At 68.6% G+C, this 23175-nt stretch carries 13 protein-coding genes and 1 pseudogene; 10 read left to right on the top strand and 4 right to left on the bottom strand.

What is annotated here, in order from left to right; all coding sequences use genetic code 11:
• Positions 1–2: 2 nt before the first annotated feature.
• On the bottom strand, positions 3–953 hold the full coding sequence (locus tag WAF18_RS13230; protein ID WP_337245523.1) for an AAA family ATPase: 951 nt from the start codon (positions 951–953) through the stop codon (positions 3–5).
• Positions 954–1004: 51 nt separating this feature from the next.
• Here WAF18_RS13230 and WAF18_RS13225 point away from each other — a divergent pair, with 51 nt between their 5' ends.
• Together WAF18_RS13225 and WAF18_RS13220 are read left to right on the top strand one after the other, a co-directional pair.
• On the top strand, positions 1005–2855 hold the full coding sequence (locus WAF18_RS13225) for a glycosyltransferase family 39 protein (RefSeq protein WP_337245522.1): 1851 nt from the start codon (positions 1005–1007) through the stop codon (positions 2853–2855).
• Between the two features lie 97 nt (positions 2856–2952).
• Positions 2953–3756 carry an amidohydrolase gene (locus tag WAF18_RS13220; RefSeq protein ID WP_337245521.1) on the top strand — a complete coding sequence of 268 codons (804 nt, stop codon included), beginning with the start codon at positions 2953–2955 and terminating at the stop codon, positions 3754–3756.
• A gap of 741 nt (positions 3757–4497) precedes the next feature.
• Here the strand turns inward: WAF18_RS13220 and WAF18_RS13215 are convergent.
• The 3 genes and pseudogenes from WAF18_RS13215 to WAF18_RS13205 all read right to left on the bottom strand — a co-directional run bounded on the left by WAF18_RS13215 (position 4498) and on the right by WAF18_RS13205 (position 7852).
• The gene (locus WAF18_RS13215) at positions 4498–6087 is read right to left on the bottom strand and encodes a pseudouridine synthase (protein WP_337245520.1); all 1590 of its coding nucleotides are present in this window, start codon (positions 6085–6087) and stop codon (positions 4498–4500) included.
• 140 nt (positions 6088–6227) lie between these two features.
• A pseudogene (gene scpB / locus WAF18_RS13210) lies at positions 6228–6920 on the bottom strand (SMC-Scp complex subunit ScpB); the annotation flags it as partial.
• Between the two features lie 32 nt (positions 6921–6952).
• On the bottom strand, positions 6953–7852 hold the full coding sequence (locus tag WAF18_RS13205; protein WP_337245519.1) for a ScpA family protein: 900 nt from the start codon (positions 7850–7852) through the stop codon (positions 6953–6955).
• 526 nt (positions 7853–8378) lie between these two features.
• Here WAF18_RS13205 and WAF18_RS13200 point away from each other — a divergent pair.
• The 8 genes from WAF18_RS13200 (at position 8379) to WAF18_RS13165 (ending at position 23171) form a co-directional block, all read left to right on the top strand.
• Positions 8379–9389 (top strand): LacI family DNA-binding transcriptional regulator, encoded by a 1011-nt coding sequence (locus WAF18_RS13200; protein WP_337245518.1) that lies wholly within the window; start codon positions 8379–8381, stop codon positions 9387–9389.
• Positions 9390–9549: 160 nt separating this feature from the next.
• The gene (locus tag WAF18_RS13195; protein ID WP_337245517.1) at positions 9550–12513 is read left to right on the top strand and encodes a TonB-dependent receptor; all 2964 of its coding nucleotides are present in this window, start codon (positions 9550–9552) and stop codon (positions 12511–12513) included.
• Positions 12514–12599: 86 nt separating this feature from the next.
• Positions 12600–14261 (top strand): glucoamylase family protein, encoded by a 1662-nt coding sequence (locus WAF18_RS13190; protein WP_337245516.1) that lies wholly within the window; start codon positions 12600–12602, stop codon positions 14259–14261.
• A 43-nt stretch (positions 14262–14304) separates the two neighbouring features.
• Positions 14305–15618: a sugar ABC transporter substrate-binding protein gene (locus tag WAF18_RS13185; RefSeq protein ID WP_337245515.1), complete on the top strand. Its 1314-nt coding sequence runs from the start codon at positions 14305–14307 to the stop codon at positions 15616–15618.
• Positions 15608–16486: a sugar ABC transporter permease gene (locus tag WAF18_RS13180; RefSeq protein ID WP_183426405.1), complete on the top strand. Its 879-nt coding sequence runs from the start codon at positions 15608–15610 to the stop codon at positions 16484–16486. The genes WAF18_RS13185 and WAF18_RS13180 overlap by 11 nt, the downstream gene beginning before the upstream one ends.
• A gap of 5 nt (positions 16487–16491) precedes the next feature.
• Positions 16492–17328 carry a carbohydrate ABC transporter permease gene (locus WAF18_RS13175; RefSeq protein WP_337245540.1) on the top strand — a complete coding sequence of 279 codons (837 nt, stop codon included), beginning with the start codon at positions 16492–16494 and terminating at the stop codon, positions 17326–17328.
• A 308-nt stretch (positions 17329–17636) separates the two neighbouring features.
• Complete coding sequence (locus WAF18_RS13170; RefSeq protein WP_337245539.1) at positions 17637–20864, top strand: discoidin domain-containing protein; 3228 nt, start codon at positions 17637–17639, stop codon at positions 20862–20864.
• 177 nt (positions 20865–21041) lie between these two features.
• Positions 21042–23171, top strand: coding sequence for a glycoside hydrolase family 3 C-terminal domain-containing protein (locus WAF18_RS13165; RefSeq protein ID WP_337245538.1), 2130 nt, complete (start codon positions 21042–21044; stop codon positions 23169–23171).
• Positions 23172–23175: the final 4 nt, after the last annotated feature.

Here is a 23175-nt window from a genome sequence, read left to right as displayed (position 1 = left end):
CGTCAGTCGACCGGCACGGCCTGCAGGATGCCGGTGGCCAGCGCGTCGCCGTCGCCGGCATCGTCGGCGACCAGCCGGTGCGCGGCGATCAATGGAAACAGCCGCTGCACATCGTCGGGCAGCGCGTGCGCGCGGTCCTCGAGCAAGGCCAGCGCGCGTGCGGCGCGCAGCAGCGCCAGGCCCGCGCGCGGCGACAGGCCGACGCGGACGCCGGGATGGTGGCGGCTGCGCGCGAGCAGCGCCTGCACGTAGTCGATCAGCGCAGGGCTGGCGTGGACGGCGGTGGCGGCGGCGCGCATCTGATGCAAGTCGGCTTCGCCCAGTTGCGGCAGCGTGCCGGCGATCAGGATGCGCCGGTCCTCGCCGGCGAGCAGCGCACGCTCGGCGTCGCGGTCGGGATAGCCGAGGTTGAGCCGCATCAGGAAGCGGTCGAGTTGCGAGTCGGGCAGCGGATAGGTGCCCGACAGGTCCACCGGATTCTGCGTGGCGATGACGAAGAACGGGTCGGGGAGGGCGTGCGTGGTGCCATCGACGGTGACCTGGTGCTCGGCCATCGCCTCGAGCAGCGCGCTCTGCGTGCGCGGTGGCGCGCGGTTGATCTCATCGGCCAGCAGCACGTTCGTGAACACCGGGCCGCCGTGGAACTCGAAGCGCCGCGCGGCGCCGTCGTAGACCGAGACGCCGACGACATCGGACGGCAACAGATCGGAGGTGAACTGCACGCGCTGGAATCCCAGCCCGACGGTCGCGGCGATCGCATGCGCGAGCGTGGTCTTGCCCAGGCCCGGCAGGTCCTCGATCAGCAGGTGGCCGTCGGCGAGCAGCGCGACGAAGGTCATGGTGACCGCGGTCTCCTTGCCGAGCACCAGGCGATTGACCTGGGCGCGCGCCGACGACAGAGCGTTGCGCTGTGCGTCGGTTAGCATGGCGCGGGTCGTGGACGGATCGGGCATGCGCGGTCTTCCCTGCGACGTTCTTCTCCGAGTGTAGCGAGGTCGGGTGCAATGCGGCGGATCGAAATGCGCACGGTGTTCGTTGCGCTGTGGGTGCTGGTCGTCGCGCTGAAGCTGGCGATCGCGATGCGCTTGCCGCTGTTCGTCGACGAGGCCTTCTATTGGCTCGAGGGGCAGCGGCTGGCCTGGGCGTACTCGGATCTGCCGGGGCTGACCGCCTGGTTGATCCGGCTGGGCACCGAGCTGTTCGGTGATGGGCTGCTGGCGGTGCGCTTGCCGTTCGTCGCGATCTCGGCGCTGGTGCCGTGGTTGCTGGTGCGTCTGACCGCGCGTGAGTTCGACGCCGATGCGGCGTGGACCACCGGTTGCCTGGCGCTGTTGCTGCCGCTGCTGGGCTCGCTCGGCGTGATGGCATTGCCCGATGCGGTGCTGGCGCTGGCGACGGTGCTGTGCCTGGACGCCGGCACGCGCTTGCTGCGCGGGGTGACCTACGGCGCGTCACTGTTGCTCGCACTTGGCCTGGCGTTGGGCGCGTTGAGCCATTACCGCTTCATCGCGGTGATCGCCGTGGGCATCGTCGCGCTGGCGTGGCTGCCGTCCGGGCGTTTGGCCTTGCGCGACCCGCGGGTGTGGATCGCGATCGCGTTCGGCGCCGCGGCCTGGGGGCCGCTGCTGGCCTGGAATCTGGCCAACGCCGAGGCCGGGCTGCGCTTCCAGATGGTCGACCGTCACCCGTGGGCGTTCCACCTCGACGGCTGGCAATTCCTGGTGATCCAGGCGGGGTTGGTGACGCCGCTGGTATTCGCGGTGCTCGCGCTCGCGGCCTGGCGCATGCGCCGCATGCCCGACGACGCCGCGCGCTTCCTCGCGCTGTGCGGCGCGTTGATTGTCGTCGGGTTCTTCGCGCTGGGCTTTGTCGCCGATACCGAGCGCGTCAGCTTCCATTGGCCGCTGCCGGGCTATCTGGCGTTGTTGCCGCTGGCCGGCTTCGTGCTGGTCGGCTGGCCGCGCTGGTTGCAGGCGCTGACCTGGGCGTCGCTGGTGGCCGGCTTTTTGCTGGTCAACGGCTACTACGTCGCGGTGTCCTCGCCGCATGTGCGCGAGCGCGCCACGGCGCTGAAGTGGTACCCGTCGAACTTCGCCGGCTGGGACCAACTGGCCGATGCGGTGCGCGAGACGCGGGCGCAGATGCCCGACGACACGGTGCTGGTCGCCGACAACTTCAAGATCGGCGCGGAGCTCGGCTTCGCGCTGGGCGATCCGGACATCCGCGTGCTCGATCACCCGCTCAACCGCCATCACGGTCGCGCGCCGCAGCTCCAACTGTGGGGGCTGCAACTCGATGACCGCGCGCAGTTGCATGGTCGCCCGGCGCTGGTGGTGGTCGGCGCGACCGACGTGAAGTTCAGCGCGCTGCTCGAGCGCTATCAGCAGTTGTGCGCAACGCTGGGCAGCCTGCCGGTGACGCGTGTGGTCAACGTCGATCGCGGGGGACAGCGTTTCGTGTTGCTGCGCTTCGATCGCGACGCTGCGCCGGCCGCTGATTGCATCACGCCTGCCGTGGCCCATATCGATGCGCCGGCGCCGGGCGCCCGCGTGGCCGGGCAGGTCGACGTGAGTGGCTGGGCGATCAAGGACGTGGCCGGTGTCGAGTCGGTCGTGGTGACGTTGGACGGCGCGCCTGTTGCCACCACCCACTATGGGCTGCGCAACACGTTCGTCGGCGGCTTCCTGCAGGGACGCTCGCGCGATCCCGGGCAGCCGGACATCGCCTTCACCGCGACGCTCGATCTGCGCGATCGGCCGCCGGGCCTGTACTGGCTGGGGCTGGAGATCGTCGGCCGCGACGGCTCGGTCGAGCGCTGGGCCGAGCAGCCGCTACGCGTTGCCGCGCCTGAGTGATCGCAGGCGCCGCTGCTGCCTGCTGGCTTGAGTCGGCAGGCGGCGCGGACGAGAATCGGGAGTCCGGCCGCGTCGCGGTCGTCGACAGGGCCGCACCATGCACAACCTCCGCGTTTCCATCGTCCAGGGCGCCACGATCTGGCACGACCCGGAGGCCAATCGCGAGTACTACGGCGGCCTGATCGCGCCGCTGCGCGGCCTCAGCGATCTGGTGGTGCTGCCCGAGACGTTCACCAGCGGCTTCAGCAATGACGCCATCGACCGCGCCGAGGACATGGACGGACCCACCGTGGCCTGGATCCGCGCGCAGGCCGCCGCGCTCGATGCGGCCGTGACCGGCAGCGTGCAACTGCGCGACGGCGACGGCGTCTACAACCGCATGCTCTGGGCCACGCCCGATGGCGCGCTGCAGTGGTACGACAAGCGGCACCTGTTTCGCTACGCCGGCGAGCACAAGCGCTATGCGCCGGGGCGGGCGCGGCTGACGGTCGAGCTCAAGGGTTGGCGGATCAATCCGCAGGTCTGCTACGACCTGCGTTTTCCAGTGTTCTGCCGCAACCGCTTCGATGTCGAACGCCCGGGGCAACTGGATTTCGACCTGCAGCTGTTCGTGGCGAACTGGCCGGCGGCACGCGCGTACGCGTGGAAGACACTGCTGCGCGCCCGCGCGATCGAGAACCTGTGCTACGTGATCGGCGTCAACCGCGTCGGCCGCGATGGCAACGGCCTGGACTACAGCGGCAACAGTGCCGTGCTCGATTTCCTCGGCACCCCGCTGAGTGAGTGCACGGACGCCGAAGTCGTCTCGACCACGACGCTGCTGGCATCGGAACTGGCCGCACACCGCGAACGGTTCCCCGCGATGCTCGACGCCGACCGCTTCGAGATTCTCGACGCCTAGCAAGCCGCTTCCGCGTGCTGGGTGGTGGCACGGCCCTTCCCGACAGCGCCCCCACCCAACCCTCCCCCCGTGAAGGGCGCAATGCCCCGCAAGCGGAGGAGGGCTTTGATCGCGCGCAGGGAGGGTGTCGATCGCGTGGGGTAGGGCCTCGATCGCACGCGGGAGACGGGCGCGCTCTTCGCCTCCCCCGCCTGCGGGGAGGCCGGCGCGCAACGCGCGTCGGGAGGGGGCGCGGGCTTTCCCAGGAAAGGCGCCCCCCACCCAACCCTCCCCCGCAAGCGGAGGAGGGCTTCGATCGCGCGCAGGGAGGGTGTCGGTCGCGTATGGGTAGGGCCTCGATCGCATGCGGGAGACGTACGCGCTCTTCGCCTCCCCCGCCTGCGGGGGAGGCCGGCGCGCAACACGCGTCGGGTGGGGGCATGGGCTTTCCTGGGAAAGGTGCCCCCACCCCAACCCTCCCCCGCAAGCGGGGGAGGGCGACAGGCGCGCTCCTGGCGCGTTGGTGGGTGATGCCGCCTGCCCCTTGTGCATGGGGAGGCTTTGATCGCCGATAGAGAAGGCGATGCACAACGCTCTTCGCCTCCCCCGCCTGCGGGGGAGGCCGGCGCGCAACGCGCGCCGGGTGGGGGCATGGGCTTTCCTGGGAAAGGCGCCCCCACCCCAACCCTCCCCCGCACGCGGGGGAGGGAGCACGACACGGGGCCCGAAGGCCCCGTGTTTGATGCATGACTAGTCGCTGCCTCAGCGACCGCCGCCGCGCGGACCGCGGTTGCCGCCGCCGGGCGGACGACCGCCGGGGCCGCGGCCGCCGCCCGGGCCACCCGGTCCGCGATTGCCGCCACCCGGACCCCGGGCGCCCGCGCCCTTCGGGCCGCGGTTGCCGCCCGGACGCGGGCCGCGCGGGCCGGCGTTGGGGTTGAAGCTGCCGGGGTTGGCGTGATCGGACGGGAACGTCGGGGCGCTGTCGGGATGGCCATACGGCGCGCGCGGACGACCTGCGCCGGCCGGCTTCGAGGACCAGGGGCCCTGGCCGCCGCCGCGCGGACCTTGTCCGCCCGGACCGCCGGGGCCGCGCTTCTTCGCGCCGGCACCGCCGTAGGGCTTCTTGGGGCCGCGGCCGTCGGCGTTGCGATGACCGCTGGGGCCGGTCTCCACGCCATCAGGCACGTACCAGGTGCGGAAGGCGGCCGGGTTGCCCTCGGGCAGGGCGCGTGCGCCCTTGTCTGCGCGTTGCTTGAACGGCTTGTGCGACTGCTTGGCGGCGGCGTCGCCGCTGACGGTCAGGCCGCCATGGGGCTTGCGCGGGGCGCCACGGCCACGACCGCGATCCTCGCGCACGTGGTCGAAGCGACGCAGCTCGCGCCCTTCGTCGGCGCCGCTGGTGTGGCCGTTGACATAGGCCTTGCCGGCGCCGCCCTTGCCCAGGTGCACCGTCGACTTGGCAGCCTTGCGCTGGCCGATCACCGGCTGCAGCGTCAGTGCCGGCGGCGGGCCTTCCTCGAGCTTGAGCTCCTTGCGCAGCGCCTCGACCTGCGCGTCGGGCAGTTCCTGCGACTGGCCACGCAGCAGCGGCTGCGGCAGCACGACCTGGCCGTAGCGCACGCGCTTGAGCCGGCTGACCTGGCAACCCTGCGATTCCCACAGCCGGCGGACCTCGCGGTTGCGGCCTTCCTTGAGCAGCACCTGGAACCAGTCGTGCGACTCGGTGCCGCCGATGCGCTCGATCTCGTCGAACTTCGCCGGCCCGTCCTCGAGCGCGACGCCGCGGCGCAGCCGGTCGACGATCTTCTCCGACACCGTGTCCTCGCCCTCGGGGGCGCGTACGCGGCACACGTACTCGCGCTCGACCTCGTAGGAGGGGTGCATCATCGCGTTGGCGAGTTCGCCGTCGGTGGTGAGCAGCAGCAGGCCGGTGGTGTTGATGTCCAGGCGGCCGATGGCGATCCAGCGCGCGCCCTTGAGCGCGGGCAGGGCGTCGAAGATCGTCGGCCGGCCTTCGGGGTCTTCGCGCGTGGTGACTTCGCCCTCGGGCTTGTTGTAGATCAGCACGCGCGCCGGCTCGGTCAGCGCGCTGGCGACGAAGACCTTGCCGTCGAGCTCGATGCGGTCGCCGCCCTTGATCGACATGCCGGTCTGTGCGACTTCGCCGTTGACCTTGACCAGGCCGTCGGCGATGCGCTGCTCGAGCGCGCGGCGCGAGCCCAGCCCGGCCTGCGCGAGCACCTTGTGCAGGCGTTCTTCCAGGCGCGGCGCGGCCTCGGCGTCAGGCGTCTCGCCGCGCTTGAGCGACAGGGTGCGTGCGGGTTTTTCGGTGTTGCGTTGCTGCGTCATGTGGGGCTCCGGTCGCTGTCGCCGTCGGCGGCGAGGGCGGGGTCTTCGTCAGTGTTCGTGGAAGGTGCGGTGTCGGACGGGGCGTCCGGCGGAAGGTCTTGCGGTGCGTCCTGCGACGAGGCCGAGGCCTCGTCCGATGGGTCGGGGGCGGCGGCGTCCGAGGCCTCGGGCGCTGGGGCGCTGTCGGCATCGTCGGTGGAGGCGGGATCGGCAGCGTCGTCGTGCCCGGCGATGCCGCCGATGCCCCGCGCGCCCTCGTCGCGGTCGCCCTCGGCGCCGGCCAGGCGCAGCTGCGGGTCGAGCTCGGCGAAATCCTTGAGCTCGGACAGCGGCGGCAGTTCGTCGAGCCGCTTGAGGCCGAAGTAATCGAGAAAGGCCTTGGTGGTGCCCAGCAGTTCGGGGCGTCCGGGCATGTCGCGGTGGCCGACGACGCGGATCCACTCGCGCTCTTCGAGGGCCTTGATGATGTTGCTGTTGGTCGCCACGCCGCGGACCTGTTCGATCTCGCCGCGGGTGATCGGCTGGCGGTAGGCAATCAGCGCCAGCGTTTCGAGCGTGGCGCGGGTGTACTTGGTCTGGCGCTCGCTCCACAGCCGCGCCACCCAGCCGTGGACGTCGCTCTTGACCTGGTAGCGCCAGCCCGAGGCCAGCTCCACCAGTTCGACGCCGCGCTCGGCGCAAGCCGCCTGCAGCTCGGCCAGGGCCTGCTTCAGGCGCTCGTCGGGCGGCGCCTCGTCGAGCGTGAACAGCGCACCGAGCTGGGCGACAGTCAGCGGCTGCGTGGAGGCCAGCAAGGCGGCCTCGACGATGCGGTTGATCAGGGTCTGGTCCATCGGGCGGTCGGAAGATCCAGAAAAAGAAGGGGTCAGGACTGCGGCGCGTCGGGGACGTCGTCGTCGAACTCGCTGGAAAAGCGCGTCGGCGGTGCCTCGCCGTCGGCACTGGCCAGCGACTTGATGTAGATCGGCGCCAGCGGCGCTTCCTGCACGATGTCGAGCAGGCGTTCCTTGGTGAGCTCGAGGATCGACAGGAACGTCACCACGACGCCCAGCCGGCCCTCCTCGGGTTCGAACAACGACTCGAAGCGGTGGAACGCGCCGCCGGCCAGCCGGGTCAGCACCTCGCCCATGCGCTGGCGCACGCTCAGCGCCTCGCGTCGGATCGCATGCCCGGTGAACAACTCGGCGCGCTTGAGCACGTCGTGCAGGGCCAGCAGCATTTCGCGCAGTTCCACCTGCGGCGGCTCGCGGTTGACCGGGCGCTCGGGCAGGGCGGCCTGCGCCGGCGTGGTGTCGCGGTCCTGTCTCGGCAGGCGGTCGATGTCTTCGGCCGCCTGCTTGAAGCGTTCGTACTCCTGCAGCCGCCGGACCAGTTCGGCGCGCGGGTCGCCCTCGTCGCCTTCCTCGATCGCCGGCCGCGGCAACAGCATCCGCGATTTGATCTCGGCCAGGATCGCGGCCATGACCAGGTACTCGGCGGCCAGTTCGAAGCGCAGTTCCTGCATCACGCCGATGTAATCGACATATTGCTGGGTGATCTCGGCCACCGGGATGTCGAGGATGTCGAGGTTCTGGCGGCGGATCAGGTACAGCAGCAGGTCGAGCGGCCCTTCGAAGGCCTCCAGGATCACCTCGAGCGCGTCCGGCGGGATGTACAGGTCCTGCGGGATCTGCAGCACCGGCTGGCCGTGCACCAGCGCCAGCGGCATTTCCTGCTGCTGGGGCGAGGGGCCGGGGGCCGCGGGCGCGGTCTCGGGCTGGCTCATTCGGGGCGCGGCCCCATCGGGTCGCTCGGGAGCGGGATCACTGGCGAGGCATCATTGGCAGGGCGTGGCGACAGGACGGCGGCCACTGCGGCGCGGGTCCGATCGGGTGCGCGGCATCGGCCGGCGCGAGGGACTACGGTGCTGCGAGGACGTCTTCGGACCGTACGCCAAGCGCGAAGCGCGTCTGCAGGCGACAGGCGCGGAGATCGGAAGGCGTCGGACCCGGACCGGTGCGACGACCGCGGGCGGACTGGCGTCTGGAGCGACGCGCCGCCGCGGCGGAACGGGGCCGGGGTTGCTGGGCACAGGGTACGCGCAGCGCCCCGGCCGTGTCCAGCGTCCCATGTCTCATGGCACACGCACTGGCCCGAGATGATCCGGCGCGGAGATAACGGAGCGTGCGAACAAGAGGCAGGCTGCAGGTCGTCACGCGTCCGCCGCGCGCCCTGCATCTGTTGCGCCGCAGCATTACACGAGTGGATGAAAACGCTTACATTCCGCGGCAATCGCGTATAGCGGAGTGGGGATGAGCGTCACCATCAAGGACGTCGCGAAGGCCGCCAACGTGTCGGTAGCCACGGTGTCGCGCGCCCTCAACGGCCATCAGAACGTGGCCGATGCGGTGCGTCGGCGCGTGGCCGAGGCGGCGGCCCAGTTGCGCTACAGCCCGCACCACGCGGCGCGCAGCCTGAGCAGCCGGCGCACGCAGACCGTCGGCGTGGTGCTGCCCGACCTGCATGGCGAGTTCTTCTCCGAACTGATGCGCGGCGTCGACCAGGTCGCACGCACGCGGGGGCTGCATCTGCTGGTCTCGAGCTATCACGGCAATCCGGAAGCGCAGGGCGCGGCGCTGCGGGCGATGCGCGGCCGGGTCGACGGGCTGCTGCTGATGTCGCCCTATGTCCACGACGCGGATTTCCTGGAGCGCAACGTCGACATCAGCCTGCCGCTGGTGCTGATGAATGCGGCGGGCGAGAGCGCCTACCGCTCGATCGGCATCGACAACTACGGCGGCGCGCGCGAGATGGTCCGCCACCTGGTGGCCGCCGGGCACCGCCGCATCGCCTTCATCACCGGCCCGGAGGACAACGACGATGCGCGCGAGCGCCTGCGCGGCTATCGCGATGGCCTGGCTGCGGCCGACGTCGGCCACGCCCCGTGGGAACTGAAGGGGCAGTTCGACGAGGATTCCGGGCACCGGGCCGGCGAGGCCTTGCTGGCGATGGACGAGCGCCCCGATGCGGTGTTTGCGGCCAACGACATGATGGCGATCGGCTGCCTGTATGCGCTGGGGCGGGGTGGGGTCCGCACGCCGGACGAGGTCGCAATTGTTGGCTTCGACGATATCCCGCTTGCACGCTACGTTCACCCGGCGCTAACGACGATGCGCGTCGACATCGCTGAACTCGGCGCGCGCGCGCTCAAGGCGCTCGTGGCCCTGGAAGCGCATGTCGAGGGCGCGCCGCCCGGCGACGACGCGCTGCTGCGCCCGGTGCTGGTGGTCCGCGATTCGTGCGGCAGCCGGTCGCCGCAATGACCGCCGTGCGATGCAAGGCACCTTGGGAGGGGCGCCGATGACGATCCGCATGTCCCCACAAGACCTGCCCGGCCATTTCCTGTCCGGGTGAGGCCGTGCGCGCGGCCCTGCCTTCTGTGCCCTTCAGCCGAATCCCCGATCCTTCTTTAGAGAATCCCAGATGAAACCCCTTCGCCAACGCTCGCGTCTGATCTCGCGTTCCCTCCTCAGCATCGCACTGACAGGTTGCCTGTCGATGGCTGCGCCGGCCGTGCTTGCGCAGTCCACGGCGGCCACCATCCGCGGCCAGGTGACGGTCGATTCGGCGCCGGCAGGCGATGCGCGCGTGACCGCGATCAACACCGCGACCGGCCTGACCCGCAGTGTCGCGGTCGGCGCCAACGGCAGCTACAACCTCGCCGGCCTGCCGCCGGGCACCTATCGCCTGCAGGTCGAGGCGAACGGGCAGAGCAGTTCGCAGAACGTGACGGTGGCCGTCGGCCAGACCGCGACCCTGAATCTGGGCGTGGGCGGCGTCGCCGAGACGGCGACTGCGGGTGAGGCGACCAACCTGGACGCGGTCCGAGTGACCGCGGAAGCATTGGTGGAGACGAAGACTTCGGAAGTGGCGACCTATGTGTCGCAGAAGCAGATCGAGTCGCTGCCGCAGGCGACCCGCAACTTCCTCGCGTTCGCCGATACCGTGCCCGGCATGGTGTTCCAGCAGGATGGCAACGGGAACACCAAGTTGCGTTCGGGCGGCCAGTCGGCCAACAGCATCAATGTCTTCATCGATGGCGTCGGCCAGAAGAGCTACACGATGCCCGGCGGCGTGCCTGGCCAGGATTCGAGCCGCGGTAACCCGTTCCCGCAGTCGGCGATTGGTGAGTACAAAGTCATCACCTCGAACTACAAGGCCGAGTTCGACCAGATCAGCAGCGCCGCGATCGTCGCCGCAACCCGCAGCGGCACCAATGAGTTCGACAGCAGCTTCTTCTGGGATCGGACCGCTACCGAGTGGCGCGCGCGTACGCCGGCCGAGATCGACAGCGGCACCAAGATCGATTCGAAGGAAGAGCAGTACGGCGCATCCTTTGGCGGTCCGATCCTGCAGGATCGGCTGCATTTCTTCGTCGCCTACGAGGCGAAGGAGTACAACACGCCCAAGACACTCGAGCTCGGTGAGCAGGGACGTTACGACGTCGATGATGTGCCGGCCGATCTCCTTGCCGGTATCGGTCCAGCAAACTCGCCGTTCAAGCAGGACATGTACTTCGGTAAATTGAGCTGGTCGGTCGATGACTACAACTTGATCGAGCTGTCCGCGCAGATCCGTCGCGAAGAAGAAACCATCCGCAACAATGGTGCGTTCACGATCGATCGCGCCAGCCTCATCGACAACGACGTCAGTCGCTATGACCTGCGCTGGCAGTTCAGCGGCGATCGCTGGCTCAACGACATGCATCTGAGCTATGAGGATACGTCCTGGGCCCAGCGTCCTCTCGTCGGCGGCAACGGGTACATCCTGCAGATCGCGCGATACAACCAAGACACCGACTACCGCGACCGGACCGACAACATCCTGTCGGCGGGTCCCGGCGCGGGCAATCAGGACAAGGGTCAGAAAGGCTGGTCGTTCCAGAACGATCTGACCTTCAGCGGGTGGGACGCGCACACCATGAAGATGGGCGTGAAGTACAAGCAGGTCGATCTGAATTCGACCGAGCGCAACTTCAGCAACCCGCAGTACTACTACGACATCGGGATAAGCACGGCCCAGCCGTATCGCGTGGAGTTCGGACGCGGTATCCCGGGCACGTCGGGTGGTTTTACGACCTCCGAAAACAAGCAGTTCGGCATCTACATTCAGGACGACTGGGAGGTCAATGAGCACCTGACGCTGAACCTCGGTCTGCGTTGGGACTATGAGACAACGCCCGCCTACGAAGACTTCGTCACGCCCGAAGTGGTCGCGACGACGCTGCGTGAGTGGCCGAATCTGCAGATTTCCGACATCAATATTGAGAACTACATCAGCAACGGCAACAACCGGCGCGCCGACAAGGGCGCGTGGCAGCCGCGTCTGGGCTTCTCCTACGATATCGGGGGCGACCAGCGTCATGTGATCTTCGGCGGCGCAGGCCGGTCGTACGACCGGAACCTGTTCACCAACCTGCAGAAGGAACAGCAGACAGTCTCTTATGCTGCACCGTATGAAGTTCGTTTCGTTGACGCGGATGGCCTCTGCCGCAACAGAGATGGTTGTGTGGCCTGGGATCCGGTGTATCTGACTGATGCAGGTCTGGATCAGCTGGTCGCATCGGGGGTCGTGCGCCGCGAGTACTACCTGATCAACAATGACCTGAAGACGCCTTACTCCGATCAGTTCAGTCTGGGTGTCCGCAATGCCTTGGAGTTCGGCCAGACGACTTGGAACAGCGAGCTCACCGTCGCGCATATCCGCAGCCGCGACGGACTTGCTGTACGCCTCGGCAATCGCCGGGAAGATGGCGGCTTCTTCCCGCCCGGCCAAGACTGGGGTGCACCTTGGGACGATGCGTCGCCGCTTGGTCGTATCGTGCTCGTGGACAATGGCCTTGAAACCAAAACCAACTCGCTGCTGGCAAAGCTCGATAAGCCCTACACGAATGCTTCGGGCTGGGGGGTGACGCTGGCTTACACGTACACCGATGCCGAGCGCAACTCCAATGAGGACGGGGCGGGCGTGTTCGATTGGCCTTACGCCGGCTACTTCGGTTTCTTCCCCGTTAGTCAGATCCCGAAGCACCGTTTCGTTGGAACCGGGATCTGGGATGGGCCTGGCGGCGTCACCTTCTCGAGCAAGCTCACGCTCGAGAGTCAGCGCGACCGCGTCTATGTCAACTGCGTCGATGGGTGCTTCATCACCTCCTACAAGCCTGAGGGCACGTTCGGGCACCTGCAGCTCGATCTCGCTGCGCAGAAGGTTTGGCAGGTGTCCGACGACATCAGCTTCCGGGTTCGCGCTGATGTGCTGAACGTGACCAACCGCTACAACTGGGAGTCGTACAACGACAACGCAGAGAGCGCGGAGTTCGGTCAGCACCAATTGGCGATCCGGCTGCCGCCACGCACCTTCAAGCTGTCGTTCGGCATCGACTGGTAAGTCACCCCCGCTGCCGGTCCCCCTCGGGAGACCGGCAGTTTTATACTTCACCCTGAAAACGATTTCACCGCGAGGTTTCCTTCACGATGCGATCCCGTCTCCGTGCGTTCCAACTCCTGATGCTCGTCGCAATCGCGGCCTTGTTCCTGGCCGCCTGCGGCAAACAGGAGCCTGCCGAACCGGCGGTGCCGCCGCCCAAGCCGGGACCCATCGCGCAGGTGCCCGAGCCCGAGCCCGAACCCGAAGAAAAGGGGCCGCCGGAGTTGCCGCCGCTGTTCGCCGATATCGAGCGCCGGACGTTCCAGTACTTCTGGGACACCACCAACGAGGTCAACGGCCTGACGCCTGACCGCTTCCCGTCGCGGCCGTTCTCCAGCGTCGCGGCTGTGGGCTATGCGCTGACCGCCTATCCGATCGGCATCGAGCGTGGCTGGGTGAGCCGCACGCAGGCGGTCGACCGCACGCTGACCACGCTGCGATTCTTCCGCGACGTGAAGATGGGGCCGCAGGCCACGGGCACTGGTGGTCACCAGGGCTTCTTCTATCACTTCATCGACATGGACAAGGGCCACCGGGTCGAGCCGTGGGTGGAACTGTCGAGCGTGGACACCGGTTTGATGATGATGGGCGTGCTGTTCGCGCAGTCGTACTACGACCGTGACGATCCGCGCGAAGCCGAGATCCGCAAGCTCGCCGATCAGCTCTACCGCAATGTGCGCTGGCCATTCCTGCAGCAGCGCAAGCCGCTGATCTCGATGGGCTGGTACCCCGAGAGCGGCTTCATCGAGCATGACTGGACCGGTTACGACGAGGCGATGCTGGTCTACATCCTCGCGCTCGGCTCGCCTACGCATCCAGTCGGTCCGGAGGCGTGGGAGGTGTGGACGCGCACCTATGACCGGCTGTGGGGCGTGTTCCGCGGCCAGGAGTATCTGAGCTTCGCGCCGCATTTCGGCCATCAATACAGCCATGTCTGGGTCGATTTCCGCGGCATTCGCGACGACTACATGCGCCGCCGCGGCATCGACTATTTCGAGAACAGTCGCCGCGCGACGTATGCGCAGCGTCAGTATGCGATCGACAACCCGATGGCCTGGAAGGACTATGGCGAGAATGTTTGGGGCCTGACCGCCAGCGACGGGCCGCAGCGCACCGACCAGGATTACAACGGTGAGCAGCGCGAGTTCCGCCACTACAGCGCACGCGGTGCAGGCCTGGACGGCGCGTTCGACGACGGCACGATCGCGCCGACCGCAGCGATCGCTTCGATCGCGTTCGCGCCGGAGATCGTGATCCCGGCGACCGAGGAAATGCACCGTCGCTACGGCGACTTCCTGTACTCGAGCTACGGCTTCCTGGACGCGTTCAACCCGAGCTTCACCTATGAGGACGTGCCGCTGAAGACGGGCCGCATCGTGCCGGGCAAGGGCTGGGTGGCCAGCGATTACATCGCCATCGACCAGGGGCCGATCCTGGCGATGATCGCCAACTACCGCAACGATTTCGTCTGGAACGTGATGAAGAAGAACCCCTACATCCGCGCCGGGCTGGAGCGGGCAGGGTTCACCGGTGGCTGGCTCGCCGGCGAGGATGAGCCCAAGGATTCGGGGCCGCCGGACGCCGATGCGGCGACCGCGCGTGCGGTCGGCATCGCCGAGTCGCGCGGTGCCAACCAGACGCCGCCGCGCGATGCGCCGGCGCCGGCGCCCGCGCCTGCGCGCGCGTCCGATCCGGTGCCGGTCGAGTGAGTCGCGTCGGACGCCGCGCGTGGCGCGCACGGGCAGGGCGGGCATGACGTCCGTGATCCGCCGTGCCTGGCTGTTGTGCGCACTGCTGCTGGTTCTGGCCGGTTGCGCGCGGCGGTCCGACGAGACCGTGATCCGGTTCTGGGCGATGGGCCGCGAGGCCGAGGTCGTCGCCGAACTGGTGCGCGAGTTCGAGGATCAGCATCCGGGCATCCGGGTGCAGATCCAGCAGATCCCGTGGACCTCGGCGCACGAGAAGCTGCTCACCGCCTATGCCGCGGACGCGCTGCCTGACCTGTGCCAACTCGGCAACACCTGGGTGCCGGAGTTCGCGGTGCTCGGCGCGCTCGAACCGCTGCAGTCGCGGGTCGATGCCTCGGCGACGATCGATCAGGCGGACTACTTCCCGGGCATCTGGGATACCAATGTCGTCGACGGCACGCTGCTCGGCGTGCCCTGGTACGTCGATACGCGCCTGGTGTTCTATCGCCGTGATCTGCTCGAGGCGGCCGGCGTGACGCGCGTCCCGCAGACCTGGGCCGAGTGGGAAGACGCGATGGCCGCGGTCAAGCGCCACGTCGGGCCTTCGCGCTATGCGGTGATGCTGCCGCTCAACGAGTTCGAACAGTTGCTGTCATTCGGTTTGCAGCAGAACGATCCGCTGCTGCGCGACGACGACGGCCGCGGCAACTTCCAGAGCCCGGGCTTTCGCCGCGCGCTGGGCTTCTACGCCAACATGTTCGAGCAGGGCTGGGCGCCACGGATGTCGGAGACGCAGATCTCTAATGTCTGGGACGAGTTCGGCCGCGGCTTTTTCACCTTCTACGTGTCGGGCCCCTGGAACATCCGCGAGTTCCGCACGCGGTTGCCGGCCGAGCTGCAGGACAAGTGGGCGACCGCGCCGCTGCCCGGTCCCGACGGTCCGGGTGTGGGGATCGCCGGTGGCACGTCGCTGGTGATGTTCCGCGATTCGCCCAACAAGGAAGCCACCTGGCAGCTGGTCGAGTTCCTGTCGCGGCCCGATATCCAGGCGCGGTTCTACCAGATGATCGGCAACCTGCCGCCGCGGCGCAGTACCTGGGCCTCGGGCGAGATGCAGTATGGAGATGAGGCGCTGGCGTTCCGCGAGCAGCTCGAACACGTGCGGCCCACGCCGAAGGTCCTCGAATGGGAGCGGATCGTGCAGGAGATGCGGTTGGCCAGTGAGCGCGTGATCCGCGGCGGCATGCCGCAGGACCAGGCGTTGCAGGGGCTGGACGCGCGCGTGGACACGCTGCTCGAGAAGCGGCGTTGGGTGCGCGCGCAGGCGGCAGCGGAAGGCGCGGCACACCCGAGCGCGGAGGCCGCCCATGCGCGCTAGTACCGCAGGCTGGGTGTTTGCCGGGCCGGCGCTGATCCTGCTCGGGGTGTTCTTCGGGATCCCGGTGGCGTCGGCGCTGCTGCTGAGCCTGACCGACTTCGATCTCTATGCGCTGTCGGATACTTCGAACCTGCGCTTCGTCGCGCTGGGCAATTATCTGGATCTGCTGCAGACCCCGCTGTTCTGGAAGTCGCTGGGCAACACGGCGTACTTCGTCGTCATCGGCGTGCCGCTGTCGATCGCGGTGTCGCTGGGCGCGGCGCTGCTGCTCAATGCCAAGGTGGCGCGGTTCAAGGGACTGTTTCGCACCGCGCTGTTCGCGCCGGTGGTGACCACGCTGGTCGCGGTCGCGGTGATCTGGCGCTATCTGTTCCACACCAGCTACGGCCTGGTGAACTGGGCGCTGGGCCATGTCGGCATCGCGCCGATCGACTGGCTGGGCGATCCGACCTGGGCGATGCCGACGATCATCCTGTTCGCGGTGTGGAAGAACTTCGGCTACAACATGGTGATCTTCGTCGCGGGGTTGGCGGCGATTCCCGAAGACCTGTACGAGGCCGCGCGCATCGACGGCGCATCGCGCTGGAAGCAGTTCGTCCACGTCACGCTGCCGATGCTGGGGCCGGTGTTGCTGGTGGTGGCGGTGATCACGGTCTCGGGTTATTTCCAGCTGTTCGCAGAGCCCTACGTGATGACGCGCGGCGATCCGCTGCAGAGCACGGTCAGCGTGCTGTACTTCATGTACGAAGAAGGCTTCATGTGGTGGAACCTGGGCCGTGCCTCGGCAGTGGCCTTCATGCTGTTTCTGATCATCCTGGGCGTGACCACGCTGCTGCTGCGCGCCGGCCGGCGCAAGGAGATGGTATGAGCGCGGTGCAACGCGAAGTCGGCGCGTCGCGCTGGTCGGGCTGGCTGGTCAATGGTGGCCTGGTCGTGTTGGCGCTGATCGCATTGGCGCCGCTGCTGTGGATGCTGTCGGTTTCGTTCATGCCCACCGGCGAGGCCAGCAGCTTTCCGCCGCCGTTGCTGCCTTCATCGCTGACCACGGCCAACTACGAGCAGTTGTTGCTGCGCGGAGGCATGGTGGGCTACTTCACCAACAGCCTGCTGGTCTCGGGCGCGATCACGCTCGGCGCGTTGCTGATCAACACCATGGCCGGCTACGCGTTCGCCAAGCTGCGCTTCGCCGGGCGCGAGCGGCTGTTCCAGTTGCTGCTGGCCGCGCTGGTGATTCCGGCGCAGGTCGCGATGCTGCCGCTGTTTCTGATGATGAAGGGCATGGGCCTGGTCAACAGCTTCGGTGCGGTGATCATCCCGGGCCTGGCGACGGTGTTCGGCATCTTCCTGGTGCGCCAATACGCGCGCTCGATCCCCGACGAACTGCTCGAGGCTGCGCGCATCGACGGGGCCGGCGAGCTGCGGATCTTCTTCCAGATCGTGCTGCCGATGCTCAAGCCCGTGCTGGTGACGCTGACGATCTTCACCTTCATGGCCGCCTGGAACGATTTCATGTGGCCGCTGATCGTGCTGACCGACCAGAGCAATTACACGTTGCCGGTGGCGCTGGCGGCGCTGTCGCGCGAGCACATCCAGGACGTCGAAATGATGATGGCCGGTGCGGTCGTGACCGTGATTCCGGTGCTCGTACTGTTCATCGCGCTGCAGCGCTACTACATCCAAGGCCTGCTGCTCGGCAGCGTGAAGGGGTGAGGGCGCATGCTTGCGAAGCACTGCTTCGCATGCGCCCGAACGCCGCGCCAGGGATGGCGCGGCCGGGCTCTCTGGAGCCGACCCTGTCGCGCCACGGATGGCGAACGAACAATCTGGGGTGTGGGAGCGCTTGCGAAGCACTGCTTCGCATGCGCCCGAACGCCCGCCTCGCATCTGCAATGCGGATGCCGCTGCGACACGCGCGCACGCGCGTCTGATCCGATCACCGCAACACGCGAACCACGGAGTCACCGCCCCGCATGAAGATCCTCGACACCCGCGCCGACCGCGCGCCTGCCGACACCGACATGACGCCTGCCGGCGATCACTCTGTAGTGGATGGCCGGACCCGCGCCTTCCTGCCGCTCCGCGCTGCCGCCATTGCAGCCCTGGCCGCGGCGCTGGCGGCCTGTTCCGTGGCACCGTCGCCGGGCAGCGAGACCGGCGCGACGGGCGACGCGGGTGCCCGTGTGCTGGACGATTTCGAGGACCCGTCCGCCTGGACGGTGGTCACCTCCAACCAGGTCACCGGCACGCTGCGCAGGGTCGACGGCGAGGACGGCGGCGCGCTGTGCCTGGACTACGACTACAACGGCGTGTCCGGCCATGTGGGCATCCAGCGCGAGCTGCCGCTCGAGTATCCGGACAACTACCGCTTCGGCTTCCGGCTGCGCGGCGAGTCGCCGGCCAACGATCTGCAGTTCAAGCTGATCGACGCCAGCGGCGACAACGTGTGGTGGGTCAACCGGCCCAGGTACGATTTTCCGACCGAGTGGACGCAGGTCCAGTACCGCAAGCGCCATATCGACAAGGCCTGGGGGCCGGATCCGGACAAGACCTTGCGCGCGAGCCACAAGGTCGAGTTCACGATCTACAACAACGCCGGCGGCAAGGGCAGCGTGTGCTTCGATACGCTGACTTTCGAGCCGCTGCCGGCCGACGACGACTCGCCGCTGACCGCCAGCGCGGCCTCGACGACCACGCCCGATGGCACCGGCAAGGCGGTCGACGGCAATGCCGGCACCGCGTGGGAGGCCGGCGCCGCGCCACAGAAGCTGGTGCTGGATCTGGGCAAGGTGCGTGAGTTCGGTGCGCTGCGCCTGCAGTGGCTCGACGGGCGCCATGCGGCCGACTACACGGTGTCATTGTCGACCGACGGCGAGCAGTGGACGCAGGTGCGTGAGGTCGCCGGCGGCAATGGCGGCGTGGACTGGTTGTCGTTGCCCGAGTCGGAGGCCCGCTATGTCGGTCTGGACCTGCAGGCCGGTCCGGGGCAGGGCTTCGCGCTTGCCGAGGCGGCGCTGCAACCGGTCGCGGTGTCCAACCATCCCAACGATTTCCTCAAGGCGGTCGCGGCCGAGCGACCCAAGGGCCAGTTCCCGCGTGGCTTCAGCGGTGAACAGCCGTACTGGACGATCCTGGGTCTGGACGGCGGCACCGAGCAGGGCCTGATCGGTGAGGACGGTGCGATCGAGGTTGCGGCCGGTGGCTTCTCGATCGAGCCCTTCATCCGTGCCGGCGACGGTCTGGTGACGTGGGCCGATGCCCGGATCACCCAGTCGTTGCAGGATGGCTATCTGCCGATTCCGAGCGTGGACTGGGTCCACGACGCGGTGTCGCTGCGCGTGACCGGCTTTGCCCGCGGTACACCCGAGGCATCGCAGTTGGTCGCCCGCTACCGGTTGACCAACTCGGGCCGCCAGCCGCGCGATTTCCAGTTCGCGCTGGCGGTGCGGCCGATGCAGGTCAACCCGCCGACGCAGTTTCTCAACATCAAGGGCGGTGTGAGCCCGCTGCACAGGCTGGCCGTCGCGCCCGACCGGGTCAGCGTCGACGGCGTGCCGCGTGTGTTCGCACGCGAGCCGGCGCAGCAGGTGTTCGCGACGACCTTCGACAGCGGCATGGACATCGAGCATCTTGCCGCCGGTGCACTGCCGGCGACGACCGAAGTCGAGGACGCACAGGGGCTGGCCTCCGGCGCGCTGGTCTACACGGTGCGGCTCGAACCGGGCCAGGCGCGCGAGTTCGACCTACTGATCCCGATGACCGGCGCCGCGCCCTCGCTCGCCGGCGGCCAGTGGCAGCCGCAGGCCTGGCAGGACGAGATGGCGCGCACCTGGCACGGCAAGCTCGGCGAGGTCGGCATCGAGGTGCCCGAGGCCGGGCGCGATCTGGCCAACACGCTGCGCACCTCGCTGGCGCACATGCTGATTTCGCGCATCGGTCCGCGGCTGCAGCCGGGCACGCGCTCATATGCGCGCAGCTGGATCCGCGACGGCGCGATGATCTCCGAAGGCCTGCTGCGGATGGGGCGGCCGGAAGTCGTGAAGGACTACGTCGAGTGGTACACCCCGTACCAGTTCGACAACGGCATGGTGCCGTGCTGCGTGGACGACCGCGGCAGCGATCCGGTGCCCGAGAACGACAGCCACGGCGAGCTGATCTTCAACATCGCCGAGTACTGGCGCTACACCCATGACGACGCCTTCCTGACGCGCATGTGGCCGCACGTGCTCGGCGCATTCGACTACATGGAGACGCTGCGCGCCAGCGAGCGCACCGAGGCGAACCGCAAGGTCAACGAGGCCTTCTACGGCATGATGCCGGTCTCGATCAGCCACGAGGGCTACTCGGCCAAGCCGATGCACTCGTATTGGGACAACTTCTGGGCACTGCGCGGCTACAAGGACGCGGTCGAGATCGCACAGGCGCTGGGCAAGACCGAGGACGTGGCCCGGATGACCGCCGCGCGCGACGAGTTCCGCGCCGACCTCGACGCCTCGCTGCGCGCCGCGGCCAGGTTGCATGGGATCGACTATCTCCCCGGCGCGGCCGAGCTCGGCGATTTCGACCCGACCTCGACCACGATCGCATTGGCGCCCGGCGGCGAGCAGGGGCGGCTGCCCGAGGACCTGCTGGTCAACACCTTCGAGCGCTACTGGACGCTGTTCGCCGATCGCCGCGATGGCCGCAAGCCGTGGAAGGACTACACGCCCTACGAGTGGCGCAACGTCGCGGCGTTCGTGCGGCTGGGCTGGCGCGAGCGCGCCAACGAAGTGCGCGAGTGGTTCTTCGGCCATCGCGCGCCGCTGGCGTGGAACCAGTGGGGCGAGGTCGTCACGCCGACGCCGCGCACGCCGTTCTTCCTCGGCGACCTGCCGCACGCCTGGGTCGGGTCGGACTTCGTGCGTTCGGCGTTGGACATGTTCGCCTACGTGCGCGAGGTCGACGACAGTATCGTGCTGGCGGCAGGCGTGCCGGCCGACTGGTTCGACGGTATTGGGGTGCGGCTGCACGGCATGCGCACGCCGCAGGGCAAGCTCGGCTACCGGTTGCGGCGCGAGAACGACGTGCTGGCACTCGACGTCGATGCCGATGCCGGCCTGCCGCCCGGCGGCCTGGTGCTGCAGTGGCCGTATCCGAACGTGCCCGGGGCGACGACCATCGACGGCCAGGCGGCGCAATGGCAGGGCAACGAACTGCGCATCGCGCGCGCGGGTGCGCGGGTGCGTGTGCAGATCCCCGCATCGCCCTGAGCCACGACCGCACCCTGCATCATCCCCCGCGCTGCGCGACGCATCGCGGGGATCGCTGACATCACACGAGGAGACATCGGCGGGATGACCACCACCAGACTCGGCCGCGCGTTGCTGTGCGCGCTGGCCATTGCCGTTCCCGGCCCGGCGCTGACCGCGCAAGACGCAACGGCCGCGATGCCATGGATGGATCCGGACAAGTCGCCGGATGCGCGCGCCGCGCTGCTGGTTGCGGCGATGACCCAGGACGAGAAGTTCCAGTTGCTGCGCAGCCGCTTCGCGATCGGCGAGCACAAGCCGGCCGAGGCGCTGACCGCAGCCGGCTATGTGGCCCCGATTCCGCGCCTGGGCATCCCGTCCCAGGGGCTCGTCGATGCGGGCCTGGGCGTCACCAACCCGGGTGGTGCGCGCGAAGGCGACCATGCCACTGCGATGCCGTCGGGCCCGGCGACCGCATCGACCTGGAGCCGCGAGGTCGCATTCCTGGGTGGCCAGACGATGGGCCGCGAAGCGTGGCGGCAGGGCTTCAATGTGCTGCTGGCCGGCAGCGTCAACCTGCAGCGCGATCCACGCAACGGGCGCAACTTCGAGTACGCGGGCGAGGATCCGCTGCTGGCCGGCACACTGGTCGGCGAGTCGATCCGCGGCGTGCAGTCGCAGCACGTCCTCTCGACGATGAAGCACTACGCACTCAACGACATGGAGACGCATCGCAACTTCCACAGTGCGCAGATCGGCGATCGCGCGATGCACGAATCCGACCTGCTCGCGTTCCGCATCGCGCTGGAGATCGGCGAGCCGGGCTCGGTGATGTGCAGCTACAACCGCATCAATGGCGTCTATGGCTGCGAGCACGACGAACTGCTCAACAACGTGCTCAAGCGCGACTGGAAGTACCCCGGCTATGTGATGTCGGACTGGGGCGGCGTGCACAGCGCGTCGAAGGCGGCGCTCGCCGGGCTGGACCAGCAGTCGGCGGGCGAGGTGTTCGATAAGGCGGTGTACTTCGACCGCCCGCTGCGCATGGCCGTCGATGCCGGGGTTGTGCCGCAGGCGCGGGTCGATGACATGGCCCATCGCATCCTGCGCAGCCTGATCGCGGTCGGCGCGTTCGACCATCCGCCGCAGCGCCAGCCGCCCGACGCCGAACTCGACGCGGCGGGCTTTGCGGTCGCGCAGCGCACCGCCGAAGAGGGCGCCGTGTTGCTGCGCAATGTGGGCGAGCTGCTGCCGCTCGGCGCCGATGTGCGCCGGATCGCGGTGATCGGCGGCCATGCCGACCGCGGCGTGATCGCCGGCGGAGGCTCGTCGATGGTCGGCTGGACTTCGCGCGGGCCCAACGCGGTGCCGGGCGTGAAGCCGACCACCTGGCCCGGGCCGGTGATGTTCCAGCCGTCCTCGCCGTTGTCGGCCTTGCGCGAGGCGGCACCGCAGGCGCGCGTCGACTACGCCGACGGCAGCGACCGCGCCGCCGCGGCGCGGCTGGCGCGCGAGGCCGATGTGGCGATCGTGTTCGCGACCCAGTGGTCGGCCGAGTCGGTGGACCTGCCGGACATGCACCTGCCCGATGGCCAGGACGCGCTGGTCGAGGCCGTTGCTGCAGCCAATCCGCGGACGGTGGTGGTGCTGCAGACCAATGGCCCGGTCGAGCTGCCATGGGCTGAGCGCGTGCCGGCGATCCTGCAGGCGTGGTACCCCGGCATCCGCGGCGGCGAGGCGATCGCGCGCCTGCTGACCGGCGCGGCCAATCCGTCCGGGCGCCTGCCGGTCACCTGGCCGGTCGATGTCGCGCAACTGCCACGGCCGCACGTGCCCGGGCTGGGGTTCAATCCGCCGCAGAAGCCCGAAGACACGATCGATTACGACATCGAAGGTGCGAACGTCGGCTACCGCTGGTTCGCGGCCAAGGATCTGACGCCGCGCTACGCGTTCGGCTACGGCCTGTCGTATACCCAGTTCGCGCTGTCGGCCTTGACCGTGCATGCCGACGGCGATCGTCTGACCGCGCGCTTCGAGGTCCGCAACACCGGCGCGCGCGCCGGTGCGGCGGTGCCGCAGTTGTATGTGCACCTGCCCGAAGGCCATGCGACGCCGCTGCGACTGGCCGGCTGGGACAAGCTCGAGCTGCAGCCAGGCGAGTCGCGCCGCATCGAGGTGGCGCTGGCGCCGCGCCTGTTCGCCGACTACGACCCGGCCACGCGGAACTGGCGCATTCCCGCCGGCCGCTACCGCGTGGCGCTCGGGCAGTCGGCGGCAGACATCGCCGAGACGGCGACGCTGGACCTGCCGGAACGCACGCTGGACTGAGCGA

This window comes from Luteimonas sp. gir, from assembly GCF_037198055.1.
Classification (GTDB): domain Bacteria; phylum Pseudomonadota; class Gammaproteobacteria; order Xanthomonadales; family Xanthomonadaceae; genus Luteimonas; species Luteimonas citri_A.
The sequence above is the reverse complement of the archived record's forward strand: the minus strand, read 5'-3'. Positions and strand labels throughout refer to the sequence as shown.